Origin of the sequence: Mesorhizobium sp. (genome assembly GCF_041661565.1) — a bacterium.
Classification (GTDB): Bacteria; Pseudomonadota; Alphaproteobacteria; order Rhizobiales; family Rhizobiaceae; genus Mesorhizobium.
This window is the reverse complement of record NZ_JBAZUD010000026.1, coordinates 25,183-42,436: the sequence shown is the minus strand read 5'-3', so window position 1 is coordinate 42,436 and position 17,254 is coordinate 25,183. Positions and strand designations below refer to the sequence as shown.

At 63.3% G+C, this 17,254-nt stretch carries 13 protein-coding genes; 6 read left to right on the top strand and 7 right to left on the bottom strand.

Features of this window, described 5'->3' with window-relative positions:
* From WC739_RS07250 to WC739_RS07220, 7 genes are all read right to left on the bottom strand, one after another.
* On the bottom strand, positions 1 to 1,208 hold a 1,208-nt coding region (locus WC739_RS07250), incomplete at its 3' end, for an aspartate aminotransferase family protein (protein WP_372952339.1).
* A 62-nt stretch (positions 1,209 to 1,270) separates the two neighbouring features.
* Entirely contained in the window at positions 1,271 to 2,278 is a 1,008-nt protein-coding gene (locus WC739_RS07245) for an NAD-dependent epimerase/dehydratase family protein (protein WP_372952338.1), read from the bottom strand.
* Positions 2,275 to 2,706 carry a transporter gene (locus WC739_RS07240; RefSeq protein WP_372952337.1) on the bottom strand — a complete coding sequence of 144 codons (432 nt, stop codon included), beginning with the start codon at positions 2,704 to 2,706 and terminating at the stop codon, positions 2,275 to 2,277. The genes WC739_RS07245 and WC739_RS07240 overlap by 4 nt, the downstream gene beginning before the upstream one ends.
* 125 nt (positions 2,707 to 2,831) lie before the next feature.
* The gene (locus WC739_RS07235) at positions 2,832 to 4,184 is read right to left on the bottom strand and encodes an FAD-dependent oxidoreductase (RefSeq protein ID WP_372952336.1); all 1,353 of its coding nucleotides are present in this window, start codon (positions 4,182 to 4,184) and stop codon (positions 2,832 to 2,834) included.
* A gap of 2 nt (positions 4,185 to 4,186) precedes the next feature.
* Positions 4,187 to 5,620 (bottom strand): UbiA family prenyltransferase, encoded by a 1,434-nt coding sequence (locus WC739_RS07230; protein WP_372952335.1) that lies wholly within the window; start codon positions 5,618 to 5,620, stop codon positions 4,187 to 4,189.
* A 226-nt stretch (positions 5,621 to 5,846) separates the two neighbouring features.
* Positions 5,847 to 6,110: a hypothetical protein gene (locus WC739_RS07225; RefSeq protein ID WP_372952334.1), complete on the bottom strand. Its 264-nt coding sequence runs from the start codon at positions 6,108 to 6,110 to the stop codon at positions 5,847 to 5,849.
* Positions 6,111 to 6,297: 187 nt separating this feature from the next.
* Positions 6,298 to 8,787, bottom strand: coding sequence for a mechanosensitive ion channel domain-containing protein (locus tag WC739_RS07220; protein ID WP_372952333.1), 2,490 nt, complete (start codon positions 8,785 to 8,787; stop codon positions 6,298 to 6,300).
* Positions 8,788 to 9,041: 254 nt separating this feature from the next.
* On the opposite strand from WC739_RS07220, the gene WC739_RS07215 reads away from it, so the two are divergent.
* The 6 genes from WC739_RS07215 (at position 9,042) to WC739_RS07190 (ending at position 17,232) form a co-directional block, all read left to right on the top strand.
* Positions 9,042 to 10,301 (top strand): sarcosine oxidase subunit beta, encoded by a 1,260-nt coding sequence (locus WC739_RS07215; protein ID WP_372952332.1) that lies wholly within the window; start codon positions 9,042 to 9,044, stop codon positions 10,299 to 10,301.
* 54 nt (positions 10,302 to 10,355) lie between these two features.
* The gene (locus tag WC739_RS07210; protein WP_372952331.1) at positions 10,356 to 10,652 is read left to right on the top strand and encodes a sarcosine oxidase subunit delta; all 297 of its coding nucleotides are present in this window, start codon (positions 10,356 to 10,358) and stop codon (positions 10,650 to 10,652) included.
* Entirely contained in the window at positions 10,649 to 13,657 is a 3,009-nt protein-coding gene (locus tag WC739_RS07205; RefSeq protein WP_372952330.1) for a sarcosine oxidase subunit alpha, read from the top strand. Before WC739_RS07210 ends, WC739_RS07205 begins: the two co-directional genes overlap by 4 nt.
* Entirely contained in the window at positions 13,650 to 14,237 is a 588-nt protein-coding gene (gene soxG, locus WC739_RS07200) for a sarcosine oxidase subunit gamma family protein (RefSeq protein WP_372952329.1), read from the top strand. The genes WC739_RS07205 and soxG overlap by 8 nt, the downstream gene beginning before the upstream one ends.
* 738 nt (positions 14,238 to 14,975) lie before the next feature.
* Positions 14,976 to 15,506: a hypothetical protein gene (locus tag WC739_RS07195; protein ID WP_372952328.1), complete on the top strand. Its 531-nt coding sequence runs from the start codon at positions 14,976 to 14,978 to the stop codon at positions 15,504 to 15,506.
* 283 nt (positions 15,507 to 15,789) lie between these two features.
* Positions 15,790 to 17,232: an MFS transporter gene (locus WC739_RS07190; protein WP_372952327.1), complete on the top strand. Its 1,443-nt coding sequence runs from the start codon at positions 15,790 to 15,792 to the stop codon at positions 17,230 to 17,232.
* Positions 17,233 to 17,254: the final 22 nt, after the last annotated feature.

Genomic DNA, 17,254 nt, shown 5'->3' with positions numbered 1-17,254 from the left:
GTCTGCGAGAAGTCGTGGAACTCCAGGCCGACCATGAAGCCCTTGCCGCGCACGTCCTTGATGATCTTCGGATATTTGTCCTTGAGCGCCTGCAGCCGCTGCAGAAGGTAGTCACCGGTGACGGCGGCGTTGTCGATCAGCCCCTCGTCATAGAGCACGTTGATGCCCTCGATCGCGGTGACGCAGGCCTCGCCCATGCCGCCGAATGTCGCCATGGCGTGGATCATCGCCGTCTTCGGCGTGCCGTAGGCCTTCATGTAGACCTCGCGGCGTGCGATCATCGCACCGACCGCCGCCTTGCCGGCGCCCAGCGACTTGGCCAGCGCCGTCACATCCGGAATGACGCCGTAATGCTCGAAGGCATAGAAGCGGCCGGAGCGGCCGTAGCCGCACTGGACTTCATCGGCCACCCACAACACGCCATACTGGTCGCAGAGCGCGCGCAGCTTCTGCCAATATTCCGCCGGCGCCTGGATGATGCCGCCACCACCCTGGATCGTTTCCAGCACGATCACACCGACCTCCGGATCGGCGCGGAACAGGCGCTCGACCGCGTCGATATCGGCAAAGGGAATGCGCACCGTGTTTTCGGCCATCTTGAAGTCGGCGCGGTAGAGCTGGCCGTCGGTGATGCCCAGCACGCCCTTCGTCTTGCCGTGAAAGGAATTCTCGGCATAGACGATCTTGGGCCGCTTCGGACCGGCGGCGCGCTCAGCGAGTTTCACCGCGGCTTCCATCGCTTCGGAACCGGACGAGCCCAGGAACACCATGTCGAGATCGCCGGGCGAGCACTTGGCGATGTTGTGCGCCAGGGCTGACGCATATTGCGACATGAAGGCGATGGCGATTTCCTGGCGCTTTTCCTCCTGGAATTTCTTCCGGGCTTCGAGGATGCGCGGATGGTTGTGCCCGAAGGCCAGCGAACCGAAGCCGCCGAAGAAATCGAGGATCTTGCGGCCGTTCTGGTCGATGTAGAACATGCCCTCGGCGCGCTCGATCTTGATCTTGTGAAAGCCGAGCAGCTTCATGAAATGCAGCTGGCCGGGGTTGAGATGCGCCTTGAACAGATCGGTCATGCGCGCGACATCCATCGATTTCGCCTGCTCGACGCTGATCAGGTCGGGCTTGGCGATGGTGGCGGGCGACAGCGCCGGCGCGCTGACCACGGTGCGCGCATTCGTCTGTTCGGGCTTGGTCATGACGGTCATCTCAATCTCCTGTCTGCGCGCATGGCCACGGCCAAGCGCAACGAAAGCTGTTTGGCGAGCCGCTATTCGGCCGGCACATGTTCTGTGGCGACGACGTGCCCCGCCTTCTTGGCGCGGTACTCGGTGTAAGCGGCTATTAGCATGTCCTCGTCGCGGTACTGCGGCACCCAGCCGAGTTGCCGTCCGGCCTTCGACACGTCGAGCACGCATTCCTCGTCGGCGATCAGATATTGCTCGGGATCCATGATCGGCATGTTCATCAGGTCGAGCAGGTCGAGCGTGCGCTTCACCGCCCAGCCTGGCGTCGGCACCAGAATAGATTTGGACCCGGCATGCCGGATCAGGTCGCCGAGCAATTTCTTCACCGGCGGCGGATTGAGAGATCCGAGGTTGTAGGCCTCGTTGGGCACGCCGGCTTTCCAGGCGGCGCGGGCGGCTTCCGCACAATCGAAAACGGAAATGAACTGATAGGGATTCCGGCCCGAACCGATCATCGGCACCGGAAGATTCCAGTCGATGAGCTTGAACAGCTTTTCGAGAATGCCGAGCCGCCCGGGCCCAATGATCAGGCGCGGGCGGAACAACGAGATCGACATGCCGCGCTTGCGCCATTCGGCGGCCAGTTCCTCGGTCTTCTGCTTCGACCAGCCATATTCGCCCAGCGGGGCGACCGGATGGTCCTCCGTCATCGGCTGCGTGACCGTGTGGCCATAGATCATGTCGGTCGTATAGTGGACCAGCCTGGACGCGCCGGCCCTGTCCATGGCCTGCATGATGTGCTCGGTGCCATGGAAATTGACCGGGAAGAAGAAGTCGTGCCGCTTGGCGCGCACCTGGATCGGCGACAGCATCTTGGCCGAAAGATTGTAGACCATGTCGTCGGCCTTGAGCCCCACCGCGGCGACCGATGCGGGGTCGGTGACATCGCACGTGATAAAGCGGACGCTGCGGTAGTGCGGCAGGTCACTCTTGACGATGTCGGCGACGACGACATCTTCGCCATCGGCCACAAGCTTCGGGGCAAGGTGGCGGCCGACGAAACCGTCACCACCGAAAATCACATGTCTCATCGAACGGTCTCGCTGTGAATCTTGTCGGACGAAAGGGATGCCGTTTCCACCTCATGCCCACGCCCGCTCTGCGCGATCAGCACGGTGCCGACGCAGATGAAAGCGATGCCGGCGATGCGCCAGCCATTGAGGTCCTCGTGAAAGACGAGATAGGCCACGATGGCGACGGCGACATAAGCGAGGCTGAGGAACGGATAGGCAAAGGAAAGTTCGACCTTGGACAGCACATAAAGGTGCGACGCCATCGAGATGACGAAGGTGCACAGGCCGAGGAACACCCAGGGGCTGAAGACGATCTGCAGCAGTTTGACGAGCGGATTGACGCCCTCAAACGAAATCGGCCCGAGCGACATCATGCCTTGCTTCAGCATGAGCTGCGCTGCGGCATTGGTCATGACCGTAAAGAGAATGAAGACGATATATTTCATGTGTTCCCAGCCAACCCCTGCACGCCTCGTATTATAAACCCACAAATATTTCGTGAAGTCACAACAATGTTTTGAGTGAATCCGCTCTTTAACGATTCGATAACCGAGAATTATTCAAGTTTTATCTATTCCGCCGCTTCCGCCGAACCGCAATGCGTGTCCAGTTTTTTGGCGGTCCGCGCCCAGAAGCTCGACATGAAGGCGGGATCGCGCAGCGCTTCGAGCCGGCGCCATTCGGGAAAGGACGAGGCGAACATGTCTGCACTCATGCGCGCGTCCTTGTAGGGATTGACCGCGCCGCCCGCCTCGACCGTGATCCGATCGAGTTCCCGTAGCAGCGTCAGCGTCGCCGGACCCCTGTTGGAAAAGTCCAGTGTCAGCGTGTAGCCGGGACGCGGAAACGACAGCAGCGCCGGCGAGCGGATGGAGCCGAAACGCTTCAGCACCGTGAGGAACGAGCCCTGCCCGGCCCGCCTCGCGGCCGACAGCAGCGCCGGCACGACCACGCGCGCCGTGTCCTCCGGTACCACGCTCTGGTGCTGGAAGAGCCCTTTCGGTCCGTAAAGCCGGTTCCAGTCGTGCACGCCGTCGAGCGGAAAGAAGAAGCCCTGGTAACCCACCTGGCGTGGCCCCGTCGATCGTCCCTTCTTCCACCGGTAGATAGCATTGAAGGCAGTGAGGAACGGCCGGTTGAGCACGTTGAACGCCGGCTGGAACGGCACCGATAGGGTGCCGCCGGCACCCGAGGCCGCATGTGACCCATGCTCGGCATGATTGCCGGTAAAGAGCAGGCCACGGCCGCTGTTGGGCCCGCTTGCAAGCTGGTCGATCCATGCGACAGCGTATTCATTGGCCTGATCGGCCGCCTCGGCCAGGCCGAAGAATTCACCGAGGTCGCGAAACGGCGTCACCCTCTCTACGATGTCGAGGGAATGCACCCGCATCAGCCGGATCGAGGCCGACAGGATCAGGCCTGTCAGACCCATGCCGCCGATCGTTGCCGCGAACAGGCGCGGATTTTCCGTGGCCGAGCAGCGCCAGGTCCTGCCATCGGACCGCAGAAGCGTGAAGCTCTCCACATGGCAGCCGAAACTGCCGCGCCGGTGATGGTTCTTGCCGTGCACGTCGTTGGCGATGGCGCCGCCGAGGGTGACGAACTGCGTGCCCGGAACAACCGCCGGGAAAAAGCCATGCGGCGCCGCATGCGCGATGATGTCGGACAACAGCACGCCGGCGTCCGCCTCGAGGACACCTGTCTCGGCGTTGAAGGCGCGGATAGTGTTCAGCGGCCGCATGTCGATGACCGTGCCGGCCTCGTTCTGGCAAGAATCGCCGTAGGAGCGGCCATTGCCATAGCCGAGCAGCGATGCCGGCCTGGCCTGGCCTCCCCTCAGCAGCGCGATGCCGTCCTCGACGTCGATCGCGCGTGGCGCCGGCGGCGTGGCGAGGCCAAAGCTTTGGAACCGTTCGGCGGCCATGCCTACCAGCCCCCGACAACCAGCAGCACCGCGCCGATCAGCACCACGATCTGGCTGCGCCAGTCGCGGATGATGAAGACGACGGGATCGTCATGCATTTCGTCGCGGCGCGCCAGGATCCAGACGCGAATGGTTAGGTAAAGCACGATCGGCGCCAGCGGCCAGATCAGCCACGGATGCGGATAGAGCTCTCGCACCGCGACACTGTCCATGTAAAGCGCCAGCACCAGCGCCGACGAGAAGGCCGAAGCCATGCCGGCCTGGGCGACGATCTCCTGGTCCTCGGTGCGATAGCCGCGCCCCGCGATGCGCTCGCCGGGAGGAATGGCCGTGGTGCGCAGTTCAACGAAGCGCTTCACCAGCGCCAGGGACAGGAAGAAGAAGATCGAGAAGGCGAGCAGCCAGAACGATACGTCGACGCCGGTCGCGGCCGCCCCGGCCACGACGCGGATCGTGTAGAGGCCCGCGAGGGTCAGCACGTCGACCAGCAGCATGCGCTTGAGCGACAGCGAATAGGCGGTGGTGATGACCATGTAGCCAGCGAGCACGGCGAGGAATTCGGCCGACAGAAACAGGCTCGTGCCAATCCCGATCGTCAGCAGCACCAGGATTGCGCCAAGGCCGAACGGGATCGACAGCGCCCCGCTGGCAAACGGCCTGTTGCGCTTGGTGACGTGCTTGCGGTCGAGCGCGAGATCGAAGAAATCATTGAGGATATAGATGGCCGACGCCACGGCGCTGAACGCGATGAACGCCAGCAGGCATTCCCAGATCATATCGGTGTTGAAATACTCGTGCGACAGCACCATCGGCACCGCGATCAGCGAGTTCTTCAGCCACTGGTGCACGCGCAGCATCTTCACCAGCGTTCGAAATGTCGGCTTCGGCGCGGGCATCGTTTCGGCGCCATGCGCTGCCTGCCAGCGCGCGGCATGGCGGTCGGGAGCGACGACGATCGCGTTGCGGGCGGCATCGAAGACCTGGAGGTCGTGGCGGCTGTTGCCGGCGTAGTCGAAGCCGCCGTCGCCATAGGCCGCGATCAGCGACGCGCGCTTCTTGCCCGAGGTCAGATTGTCGAGGCCGTCTGTTGCCAGCACGCGGTCGAAAACGCCGAGATGGCTGGCGATGGCGTCAGCGAACTTACGCGGCGTGCCTGTCGCCAGCACGATCTTGCGGCCATCGGCATGTTCGGCATGGATGCGTTCGAGCAACTCCTCGCGGTAGGGCAGCGAGGCCGGATCGATGTCGATGCGTTGGGCGATCGCCTGCTTCAGGCGGGCCGGCCCGCTCACCGCCCAAAAGGGTACGAGGAAGATAAAGAGCGGGTTCTTCTTGAGAAGGATGAACAGCCCCTCCCACAAAAGGTCGGTCGCAATCAGCGTGCCGTCGAGATCGACCGCAAGCGGTATTGTGTTCCTGTCCGACCGCGCGTCCATGTCCGTCCTGACCTGCCAGCCTGTGCTCCGGTAAACCGGAGTTAATCCGCGCCGCTTTTGGGCGTCTTCAAGCTGGTATAGCGGGCAACGGCATCGCGAACGTTAAAACTGCTCGCGCAGGGCTGTCCGGACCGCTGTATTTCCCACGTCATCGTTAAGCAGAAGTGACCTAGAAAGATAGAAGGCCGAGCAAATCGCCCGGCCTTTCCTGCCATGCCCTCCAAGATTACTTGATGCGGGCAACGCCGCCCGAGATCTCGACCGTTTCGGAACCGGTCAGGGCTTCCAGGTCGCCATTCGGCAAGGTGACGAAACATCCGTTGGAGCAGAACTCGACCGTTTCCCCAGCCGCCAGCGCAAGGTCGGTCTTGCTGCCGCCTTCGGTCACGACCAGCGTGCGGGTCTCGGCGTCCTTGTTGACCGCGCTGGCCGCATTGGCCGAGCCGGTGGCGATGGCCAGGGCGACGGCAGCGACGAGAGACTTCCACATGGTGCGATATCGGTGTTCCCACCGCCTCTGTTGCATTTCACAAGGCATTCTCGCCTTTGCATGGGAGCTTATATGAGATGAAAGCTGAACCGCAACTGAATGCCGCATTCATGCCGCAATTGCTTTGACGCTCCGAAGCCTCTGAACGCGCGCCGATGGCGAGCCTTCCGCAAGAGAAAGCAGAAGCCTAGTCGGGATCAAGCTTGCGCGCCTTGCGCCCTGATCTGGCAAGCCGTCTTGCCTCGGCATCGGCCGCCAGCTTGGCCTGCTCCTGCTCGGCGAAGTCGGCCTCGATCTTGTCGTCATCGGTAGGCCAGGCCTTGGGCTTGCTGATCTCGACGACAGCTCGTGGCGTCGAGGGGATCTCGATGTGTTCGTCGGCGAACCGGTCCAGCACGGCGAACCGGATGTCGTTCTGCACGATGTTGCCGTTCATCACATCGGCCAGGAACACGCGGATCTCGAATTCGAGCGCGGCGGCGCCGAAATTGGTAAACAGCACGAAGGGTTCCGGATTCTTCAGCGTCAACGGGTGCCCGCGCGCTATGTCGAGCAGGACGGCATGGACCTGCTTGACGTCGCTGCCATAGGCGACGCCGACCTTGATGTCGATGCGGCCGAGCTTGTTGCGGTGCGTCCAGTTGCCGACCGCGTTGTTGATCAGGTTCGAGTTGGGCAGGATCACCGACTGGCGCTGGAAGGTCTCGATCTCGGTGGCGCGCACGCTGATCTTCTTGACCGTGCCGCTGACGTCGCCCGCGACGATCCAGTCTCCGACCTTGAATGGGCGCTCCGCCAGCAGGATCAGGCCGGAGACGAAATTCGACACCACGTTCTGCAGGCCAAAACCGATACCGAGCGAAAGGGCGCCGGCCACCAGCGCCAGGCTGGAGAGGTCGATGCCGGCGGCCGAAATGCCGACCAGTGCCGCCAGCGCGACGCCGGCATAGCCGACCGCCAGCCGGATCGAGTTGCGCACCCCGGTATCGACCTTGCCGCGCGCCATCACCGACCCGTCGAGCCAGCCCTGGAACCAGCGCGTCAGGAAATAGCCGATGATGAAGATGACGATGCCCGAGAGGATGCCGGTGACCGAAATCGTCACCGAACCGATGTTGATGCCGGTCGCCAGCTTGTAGGCCCAGGCCTGGATGTCGCCCGGCTGAAACCCCCACATCAACAGGATCAGTGGCAGGAAGACCAGCACGATCAACAGGTTGATGCCGACACTGACGACGAGGCCGAACTGGTCGAGTGCCGTATCCTCGTAGCTCGAATTGGCCGACAGCCAGCGCCCGACCGAGGTGTTGGCGAAAGCCCCCTCCTCGCCGATCGCGCGTGCCGACAGGAAGCCGATATAGGCGGTGATGAGCGCAGTGCCGGTGACGACGACCTGCAACGACACGAAGAGCGCAAGGCCGATATAGCCGAGCAGGGCGGCGATGATGGTGAACAAGCCGAGTGCCAGTGACAGATAGCGCAGCCATGCCGGCCAGGGTCGCCAGCTGCCGTCGCTCGACTTGAACGGCCGCAGCATCGCCATCAGGATCAGGATGATGCCGACGACGATGGTGGCGACGAAGCTGCGCGCGATGGTCAAGGACAGCGGCGAGCCCATCTTGTCGTTGATCACCGACAGGAAGGTGTTGAAGCTGATGACCACGGCCATGGCGGTGGCCAGGCGCACCAGCCAGCGTGCGGGCCCGGTTTCGACCGGGATAAGCCGCCAGTTCGGCAACCGCGGCGAAAGGGCCGCGTTGGTCAGCCTGTTGACGCAGAACACCACGCCGATGACCGACGCCAACGCATTGAGGAAGAGGCCAATGTCGCCTCGCAACACGTTGTAATAGTTGAAAAAGAAGATGGTCGAGCCGAGAAAGGCGGCGACTGCCAGCGTCGGCAGTAATGTCGACCAGAAGGCCACCGACAGGCGGCTCAGATAGGACGGATCCTCGATGGCCGGGTTGGCCTCGAAGACCCGGCCGAACAACCGCCTGCCGCCGACCAGCAGCACCAGCGCCAGCCCAAGCGCCACGAAAGTCGCGGCGACGATCGCCTGGAACTTGAACCTGAAGGCGAAGCTCAGCCATGACGACACGGCCTTGTCGAAATTTCCGAACTCGTCGGTGGCGTCCGAGAAGACTTGCGGGCTCAGCGCATCCGACAGCACGTAGCGCTTGGTCAGAAGGTTGCGAAATAGCTCGCTGCGCATGTTGCCGATCTTGTCGATGAGCCCGCTGATGCGGATCGACAGGCTCTGCGCCATCGAGATGACGACGTTGATCTCGGCCTTTTCGGAAACCAGGGCCTGGCGTTCGCCGCTGACGATGTCGGGCTCAGGCGGCTGTCCGGCGGCGGGCGCCGGGCCAAGCTGGTCCAGCCTCGTGTTGATCTCGCCGAGCCGCGTGCGGAAGGCCAAAGCGCTGTTCAACGACTGGTGCGACAGTTCCTCGAGTTGAAGACGGATATCGACAAGGCTGGCGTCATCTTCACCGTCCTGGTCGATCTTCTTTTCAAGATTGTCGGTCTTGGTCGTCAGGTCCTGCAGGATCTTCTGCTGGTCGGCGATGAGGCCGGCGGGCGCCTGGCCGAGCCCCTGCGCCGAAGCGTCGAGCGACAGCGGAGCCGCAACGACAAGCGCCATAAGCAAAATGAGACGGAGCAATCTCGACAGCATGATGTGTTGGCGACTCATCGACAGGAAGGGCAGTCCGAAACCCTGTCCTTGATAAAGACGGCCATATCATGGGGCAAGCCGAAGCATTCCGATCCCGTGCCACACGATCCCTGGCCACGATCGCCCCATCCGCCAGGGCCAGTCACACGTCACCGGCCAGGGCGTCGGCCAGTCGAAAAGCCATGGCGCAATACTGGCCTTGCGGTTGCCGCCTGCTCTATAGTCTGCCGCATCGCCCGAACCGGATGACATCAATGGCAGAGTATTCCGCCCTTTCGCTGCTCGCGAACGCGCTCAAGGGAAACAAGGACTGGAAACCGGCCTGGCGCAAGCCGGATCCGAAGGCGTCCTATGATGTCATCATCATCGGCGGCGGCGGTCACGGGCTGGCGACCGCCTATTACCTGGCCAAGGAACATGGGATCACCAATGTCGCCGTGCTTGAAAAGGGCTGGCTCGGTTCCGGCAATGTCGGCCGCAACACGACGGCCGTGCGCTCGAACTACCTGCTGCCCGCCAACACCCGCTTCTACGAACATTCGATGAAGCTCTGGGAGAACCTGTCGCACGATCTCAATTACAACGTCATGTTCTCGCAGCGCGGCTGCCTGAACCTGGCCCATACCCCGGCGCAATTCGACGATTATGCAAGGCGCGGCAACGCCATGCGCCATCTCGGCGTCGATGCCGAACTGATGACGACGGCGCAGATCAAGCGTCTGATCCCGGCGCTGGATGTTTCCGACAGCGCGCGCTTCCCGGTGGTCGGCGGCCTGATGCAACGGCGCGCCGGCACCGCCCGCCACGATGCCGTCGCCTGGGGTTACGCGCGCGGCGCCGACCGTCGCGGCGTCGACATCATCGAGAATTGCGAGGTCACCGGCTTCCTGCGCGACGGCGACCGCGTCACTGGCGTCACCACATCGCGCGGCGACATCCGCGCCAAGAAGGTGGCCGTCGCCGTCGCCGGCAGCACCGGACGCGTCATGCGGCTGGCCGGCATCGAGACGATGCCGATAGAGAGCCATGTGTTGCAGGCCTTCGTCACCGAATCGCTGAAACCCTTCATTGATACCGTCGTGACGTTCGGCATGGGCCATTTCTACCTGTCTCAGTCGGACAAGGGCGGCCTTGTCTATGGCGGCGACATCGACGGCTACAACAGCTACGCCCAGCGCGGCAACCTGCCCGTCGTGGACGAGGTGATGAGCGAGATGCTGGCGCTGTTCCCGGGCCTCGCCCGCGTGCGCATGCTGCGCTCATGGGGCGGCGTCTGCGACATGTCGATGGACGGATCGCCGATCATCACCACCGGTCCCCTGCCCGGAATGTATCTGAACTGCGGCTGGTGCTATGGCGGCTTCAAGGCCACGCCGGCCTCCGGCTGGTGCTTTGCCTGGACCATCGCCAAGGACCAGCCGCACGATTTCAACGCCTCCTTCACGCTGGACCGCTTCCACCGCGGCCTGGTGATCGACGACAAGGGCCAAGGCGCCAATCCCCGACTTCACTGAGCAAGGCTTCACTGAGCCAGATCTTACCGAGCAAGGCGTCATTAGGAACATTCCGTGCTGATCACCTGCCCCTATTGCGGCCCGCGCGACGTCATCGAGTTCACCTATCAGGGTGACGGCAACCGTGAGCGCCCCGAACCGGCTTCGCAGAATTTCGAAGCCTGGAACGCCTATGTCTACGACCGGCTGAACCCGGCCGGCGACCACAATGAGGTCTGGCAGCATTCCGGCGGCTGCCGCGCGCATCTGCGGGTCGTGCGCAACACGCTGACGCACGAGATCTCGAGCGTCGCCTTCGTGCGCGGGCATCACGGCTCGGCTTCGCGCCACAAGGCTGAGGACAAGTCATGAGCCCGCGCCGCACCGACACCGGCGGTCGCGTCGACCGGCTGAAGACCATCCGCTTCACCTTCGACGGCACCGCCTATACCGGCCATGCCGGCGATACGTTGGCCTCGGCATTGCTCGCCAAGGGGGTCACCCTTTTCGGGCGTTCGTTCAAATACCACCGCCCGCGCGGTCTGCTGACCGCCGGCGTCGAGGAACCGAACGCACTGGTGACGGTGTTGAAAGGCGAGGTTCGCGAGCCCAACATTCCGGCGACAATGGTCGAGATCCATGACGGGCTGGTGGCCGTCAGCCAGAACCGGTTTCCCTCGCTGGCCTTTGACATCAATGCGGTCAACCAGCTTGGCGGCAAGCTCCTGTCGGCCGGCTTCTACTACAAGACCTTCATGGGGCCGGTGTTCGGTCCGCTCAAAGGCACGCGCTTCTGGATGTTCTGCGAGCATTTCATCCGCCGCGCCGCCGGCCTCGGCAGCGCCGGATCGGCAAAGGACCCGGCGCGCTACGAACGCATGAACGCCTTTTGCGACGTGCTGGTGGTCGGCTCCGGCCCGGCGGGCCTGATGGCCGCCAAGGCGGCGTCCGACCAGGGCGCCCGCGTGATGCTGGCCGACCTCGAATCGCGCTTGGGCGGCTCGGCCAACTGGTCCGATGAGAGCATCGACGGCGCGCCGGCCGCGGATTGGGCGCGCCGCACGGTGGCCGAGCTTGAAGGCCGGGACAATGTCAGGCTTCTGCCGCGCACCACGGTCTGGGGCTACTACGACAACAACACGCTGGCCGCGCTCGAACGCGTCAGCGACCACAAGGAGCAGCCCGCCAGGGGCGAGCCGCGTCATCGCTATTGGGCGATCCGCGCCAGATCCGTGGTGCTGGCGACCGGCGCCTTCGAACGGCCACTGGTCTTCCCAGGCAATGACCGGCCGGGCGTTATGCTGGCGCATGCCGCCGAGCGCTACGCCAACGAGTTCGGCGTCTTGCCGGGCCAGCGGATCGCGCTGTTCACCAACAATGACAGCGCCTATCGCGCCGCGATCGCGCTGAAGAAAGCCGGCGCCTCCATCGTGGCCATCGTCGACGTTCGGCCCGAGCCCTCGGCCGACATGCGCGAGCTGGCCGCCGAAGCCGGGGCCGAGTTCCTTGCCGGCCATGCAGTCGTTGCCACCGAAGGCGGCAAGGCGCTGTCCGGCCTCAAGCTGCAGCGCTTCGACATGAGCAATGGCGCCCTCACCGACGACGCGCGCAGCATCCATGCCGACTGCCTGCTGATGTCGGGAGGCTGGTCGCCAACCATCCATCTGGCCAGCCAGGCCGGCGCCAGGGCGGAATGGAATGCCGCCAGGCAGGCGTTCCTGCCGCCCAAGCCAACCCAGGACGGCCAAACGCAGCGATGGATCGGCGCCGGCGCCTTCACCGGCAGCTTCTCGACAGCCGAGGCAATCGCCGAAGGCCGCGCGGCCGGCCTTTCAGCGACCGGTGCGACGAGCACGCCGGCGGTATTGCCCACCGTCGAGGCCGTTCCGGGCGATCCCGATCCGGCGCCGGTCTTCGAGATCAGGGCCAGCGGCAAGAGCTTTGTCGATTTCCAGCACGACGTGACGGCCGAGGACGTCCGGCTGGCGCATCGCGAGGGCTTCGTCTCGGTCGAGCATCTGAAGCGCTACACCACGCTTGGCATGGCGACCGACCAGGGCAAGAGCTCCAACGTTCCCGGCCTTGCCATCATGGCAGAGGCGTTGGGCAAGCCGATCCCCGAGGTCGGCACGACGCGCTTCCGGCCGCCCTTCGCGCCGGTGTCGATCGGCTCGATGGCGGCGGAGCGCTTCGGCGACCTGCGGCCCGAACGGCTGACACCGATGCATGACTGGCACCTCGCCAATGGCGCGACGATGTATTCCGCCGGCCTCTGGTACCGGCCGATGATCTACGGCCTTGCGGGCGAGACGGTCGAGCAGGCCTATGTCCGCGAGGCCAGGGCGACGCGTGAAAGCGCCGGCATCGTCGATGTCTCGACGCTGGGCAAGATCGCGGTGCAGGGCCCCGATGCCGCCGAGTTCCTCGACCGCGTCTACACCAACATGTTCTCGACGCTTCCCGTCGGCAAGGCGCGCTACGGGCTGATGCTGCGCGAGGACGGCCTCGCCTTCGACGACGGCACCACCTGGCGGCTTGGCGAGCAGGATTTCCTGATGACCACCACCACGGCGAACGCCGGCAAGGTGATGCAGCATCTGGAATATTTCCTCGACGTCATCTGGCCGAACCTCAAGGTCCATGTCACTTCGGTGACCGACGAGTGGGCGGGTGCCGCCATCGGCGGACCCAAGGCGAGGCAGATACTGGCCACCTGTGTCACCGGCACCGCCGTCGACAACACCGCCTTGCCCTTCATGGGCATTGTGCGCGGCCGGATCGCCGATGTTCCGGTGATGATTTGCCGGCTGTCCTTCTCCGGCGAGATGGCTTTCGAGGTCTATTGTGGTGCCGGCCATGGCACGCATGTCTGGGAAGCTCTTGTCGAGGCGGGCAAGCCGCACGCACTGGTCACCTATGGGCTCGAGGCGCTGGGCACGATGCGCATCGAGAAGGGCCATGTCACCGGCGCCGAGATCGATGGCCGCACGACCGCGCGCGACCTGCATCTCGACTGGATGCTGTCGAAGAAGAAGCCGTTCATCGGCTCGGCGATGATGGATCGCGAAGGTCTGATCGCGTCCGAACGGCTGGAACTGGTCGGCCTCATCGCGCTCGACAACCGGCCGCTCAATGGCGGCGCGCACATTGTCGAGGAGGTCGACGAGGTCAATCCGCACGGCTCGATCGGTCACATCACCGCCTGCTGCTATTCGCCGGCGCTCGGCAAGTATATCGCGCTGGCGCTGGTCAAGGGCGGCAAGGCGCGTCACGGGACGCGGGCCCACGTCTCCGATCCGTTGCGCGGCCGGTTCGGACCGATCGAGATCGTCTCCAACCACTTCTACGATCCGGATGGGAGCCGCATGCATGGTTGAGCGCCAATCCCCGCTTGAGCCTGATTTTCACGTCGGCTCGCATGGTAATTTCGAGCACGGCGTCGAAATCATCCTGACCGAAACGCGGCCGGATTCGATCGTGCAGCTCGCCGCCTGGCCAGGCGAGGAGAAGACGCTGATATCAGCCATCCGCACCGTCACCGGGCTGGCGCTGCCCGATGGCGCCGGCGGCGGCCTGAGCGATGGCATAAAATCGGTATTCGGCTTCGCGCCGGGAAAGTTCATCGTCGCCGGCGAGGCCGAAGGCCTGGCCGATGCCTTTGCCAAGGTCGTGACCCCGGCTATCGGCACCGTTACGGACCTTTCGCATGGCCGCACCGCCATCCGCATCGCCGGACCGAAGGCCGAATGGGTGCTGGCGAAATTCTTTGCCATCGACTTCGCGCTGCCCGCCTTCCCGGTCGGCGCCGGCCGTTCGACCGTCCATCACGACGTCTTCGCCCAGATCCAACGCACCGGCGCCGATCAGTTCGACATCTATGTCTTTCGCTCGTTCGCCCGTTCGTTCTGGAAGGCGCTCCGCCATGCCAGCGAGGAAGTCGGCTACGAGGTGCAGTAGATTGGGCCGTCTCGTTGGCAAACGCGGTCGTGAGCAGGGCATCGCTGCTCTATTCCGGTCGGCGAGAGCATTGTCTGTACTCATCTGAGTTGAATTCCTAGCGTCTGCCTTGCGATTGCTGGTTCAAGGGCGCATTGCTTTGCGCGCCATAAGAGGGACGCGCGCTATGCAATCATCCACATCGACTAATGTGAAGCTGATCCACGAGACCGTTCCGGGTGAACTCGTTCGTATCCGCCACGCCGACAAGCTAACGCTGGCCATAGTGCTCAGCGTAGCTGCCTCCAATGGACCTAATCGGCCTGACACCTGTGTCCTTGGTTTCCTCGAAGCGACGCCGGATGCAGACTATCCAACTCATGCACGCATAAATTCAGATCGAAAGGCTATTAGCTACGGTACCGATTGGCTCTTGGAACCCGTTTTTGGGGAACGCTCGTGGCCGGGAAATCATAGAGGTTCCTTATCCAAGGGTTCCCTCGTACTGGACGGAGAAACATATCTCGCCTTGTTTTACCAAAACCCAGACGACAGCGTCCATGATGAAATCTGGTACGATCTGACCCTGTGCGACTTCTCCGCAGCAAGTCCATCTGGCCTTGTAACTCCATTCGAATGCTGGCGGGTGTGGGAAAGCCGCCCGCATTTCGAAAGGCATGGCTCCAAGCCTCTTTGCGAAATCACCTCCGGCCCAATCTAAATAAGGGCAACTCCAAATCATAAACTTAGCGGGGCAGCATGAAGTTTATCAAGCCGAATGTGACCGTAAAGGACATTTTTGATACTGTGCCAGGTGAACTTGTTACCGTACGAGATGTTGCCGGCCGGCCTCAATTGGCGATTGTGTTGAGGCGTGAATTCCCAGAACTCACCCTCGGCTACCTGCGGCCTGCTGATCGTGGTGGACCTGTGTCGGAAGTTCTGAAAAATCGTACATATTGCATGTCTTACGGCACGGAGTGGGCTCTTGAACCTTTGCCCACCGCGGACACTTGGCCTGGAAATGCTATCGCTTGGCACGGTCCATGCGGCTTTGCGCTCGATGGAGGCCACCATCTCATGCGGTTTCAGCCTCTTGACCCTAGCAAGAATGAGGAATGGTACGACTTGGACCTGATGACCGGGGCGACGCGGCCGGAGCCCACTCCACTTACACTTCCATTCCAGTGGCGCATTTGGGAGCGAGAAGAGCTACGCCACGACGACGACGCCAAACCACTCTTTGAATCGCACCCGAAACAGATCAAGCCCGAGCCCACCGAGACATGATCATCGCCAACCACCACCCTACGAGGTCTGCGACAACAATCGGCCGACCAATCCGGCTGGCTTCTTGCGCTTCCCGGCCTCAGCCAGGCTCGCAGACTGCACCTCTCTGAATAAGACGTGACCAGATGGCCGCGTCACCGCGGCTTCTGGCCTCAATGCCGGCCGGTTCTGCCGCTACAGAATCGCGCCGCCAGTGGCCATGGTAGGAAAACGTGGCCGCCAGATCGGCCCAAGGGCAGACCCCGTCTCAGTGTCGGCGCATTCGTTTGGTTCGAACATCTCCATGACCGCAGAACTATCCGCCGGCGCCGCGGATCGCGCCGATGTGTCGGCCCGCGCCTTGCTTCTGCTGCCGCTGACGGTCGCCTGCGGCGTGTTCATGACCAGCCTGGATCAGAACGTCGTGGTGACCGCCCTGCCCGGCATCGGCGAAAGCCTCGCCCGGCCACCCAGCCAGCTCGGCCTGCTGATTACCGTCTATGTCGCCAGCCTGATCATCTCGATGCCGCTTGGCGGCTGGGCCGCGGACCGCTTCGGTCTGCGCAACGTGTACTGCTTCGCCTTGCTGGTGTTCGCCGGTTCGTCGGCGCTTTGCGGCTTGTCGAACGATATCTGGATGCTGGTCGGCGCCCGCGCCCTCCAGGGTTTTGGCGGCGCGCTGATGGGCACGCTCGGCCAGGTCGTCATCCTGTCGACCTTCCCGCGCAGCCGCACGCTGAAGATCAACATGTACATCTCGCTCGCCGGCCAGTCCGGGCCGCTTGTCGGGCCGCTCGTCGGCGGCGCGCTCACCACCTACATTTCCTGGCGCTGGATCTTCTTCATCAACGTGCCGTTCGCGCTGGCAGCCGCTGTCCTTGCCGCCTCGCTGTTTCCGACAGTCACAAAACCGGTGCGCACGCCATTCGATTTTCCGGGCTTTCTGCTGGTCGGCAGCGGCATGGTGCTGCTGGTCTTCGGCATGGACTCGCTTGCCGCGAGAGATGCATCCGCCAGCATGATCGCGGCCGAGCTGGCGCTGGCGATCGTCATCCTGACAGTCGCCTCCTTCTACTGCCTGCGTGCCCGCAACCCATTGCTTGACCTGAAACTCCTGCGCATCCGCACCTTCCGCATCTCCTTCCTCACCGGCGGCGGGCTGGACACGATCGGCCTCAGCTCCGTCGTCTTCCTGCTGCCGCTGATGTTCCAGCTTGGCTTTGGCATGAGTGCGGTGCAGGCGGGATCGCTGACCTTTGTGGCCGCAATCGGATCTCTGATCATGCGTGTCTTCATGCCGCGCCTGCTCAACCGCTTCGGCTTTCGCCGTGTGCTGGTTGTCAACACGCCGATCGTTGCGGCAATGGTTGCCGGCTTCGCCTTGATAGAGGTCACCACGCCGGTCTGGATCGTGCTTGCCTATATCTTCGCCTTCGGCGTCCTGCGCTCCGCGCAGTGGGCGTCGACCGGCAACCTCGCCTATTCCGACATTGCGCCCGACCAGCTCGCCCGCTTCAGCGCGCTCTACTACATACTCTGGCAGCTGGCGGTGGCGATCAGCGTTGGCCTGGCGGCGGCGCTGCTGTCATTCCTGGCCGGCGGCGGACCCGCCGTGACCAATGATTTCCGCATCCTGTTCCTGATCGAAGGCGTGATTACGCTTTGCGCGCTGCTCGCCTATCTCAAGCTGACGCCGCAGGACGGCGCCCATGTCAGCGGCCACGGCGCCCAGATGAATACGGATTAGCCGCAGTCTCCCGGCGTGCGGC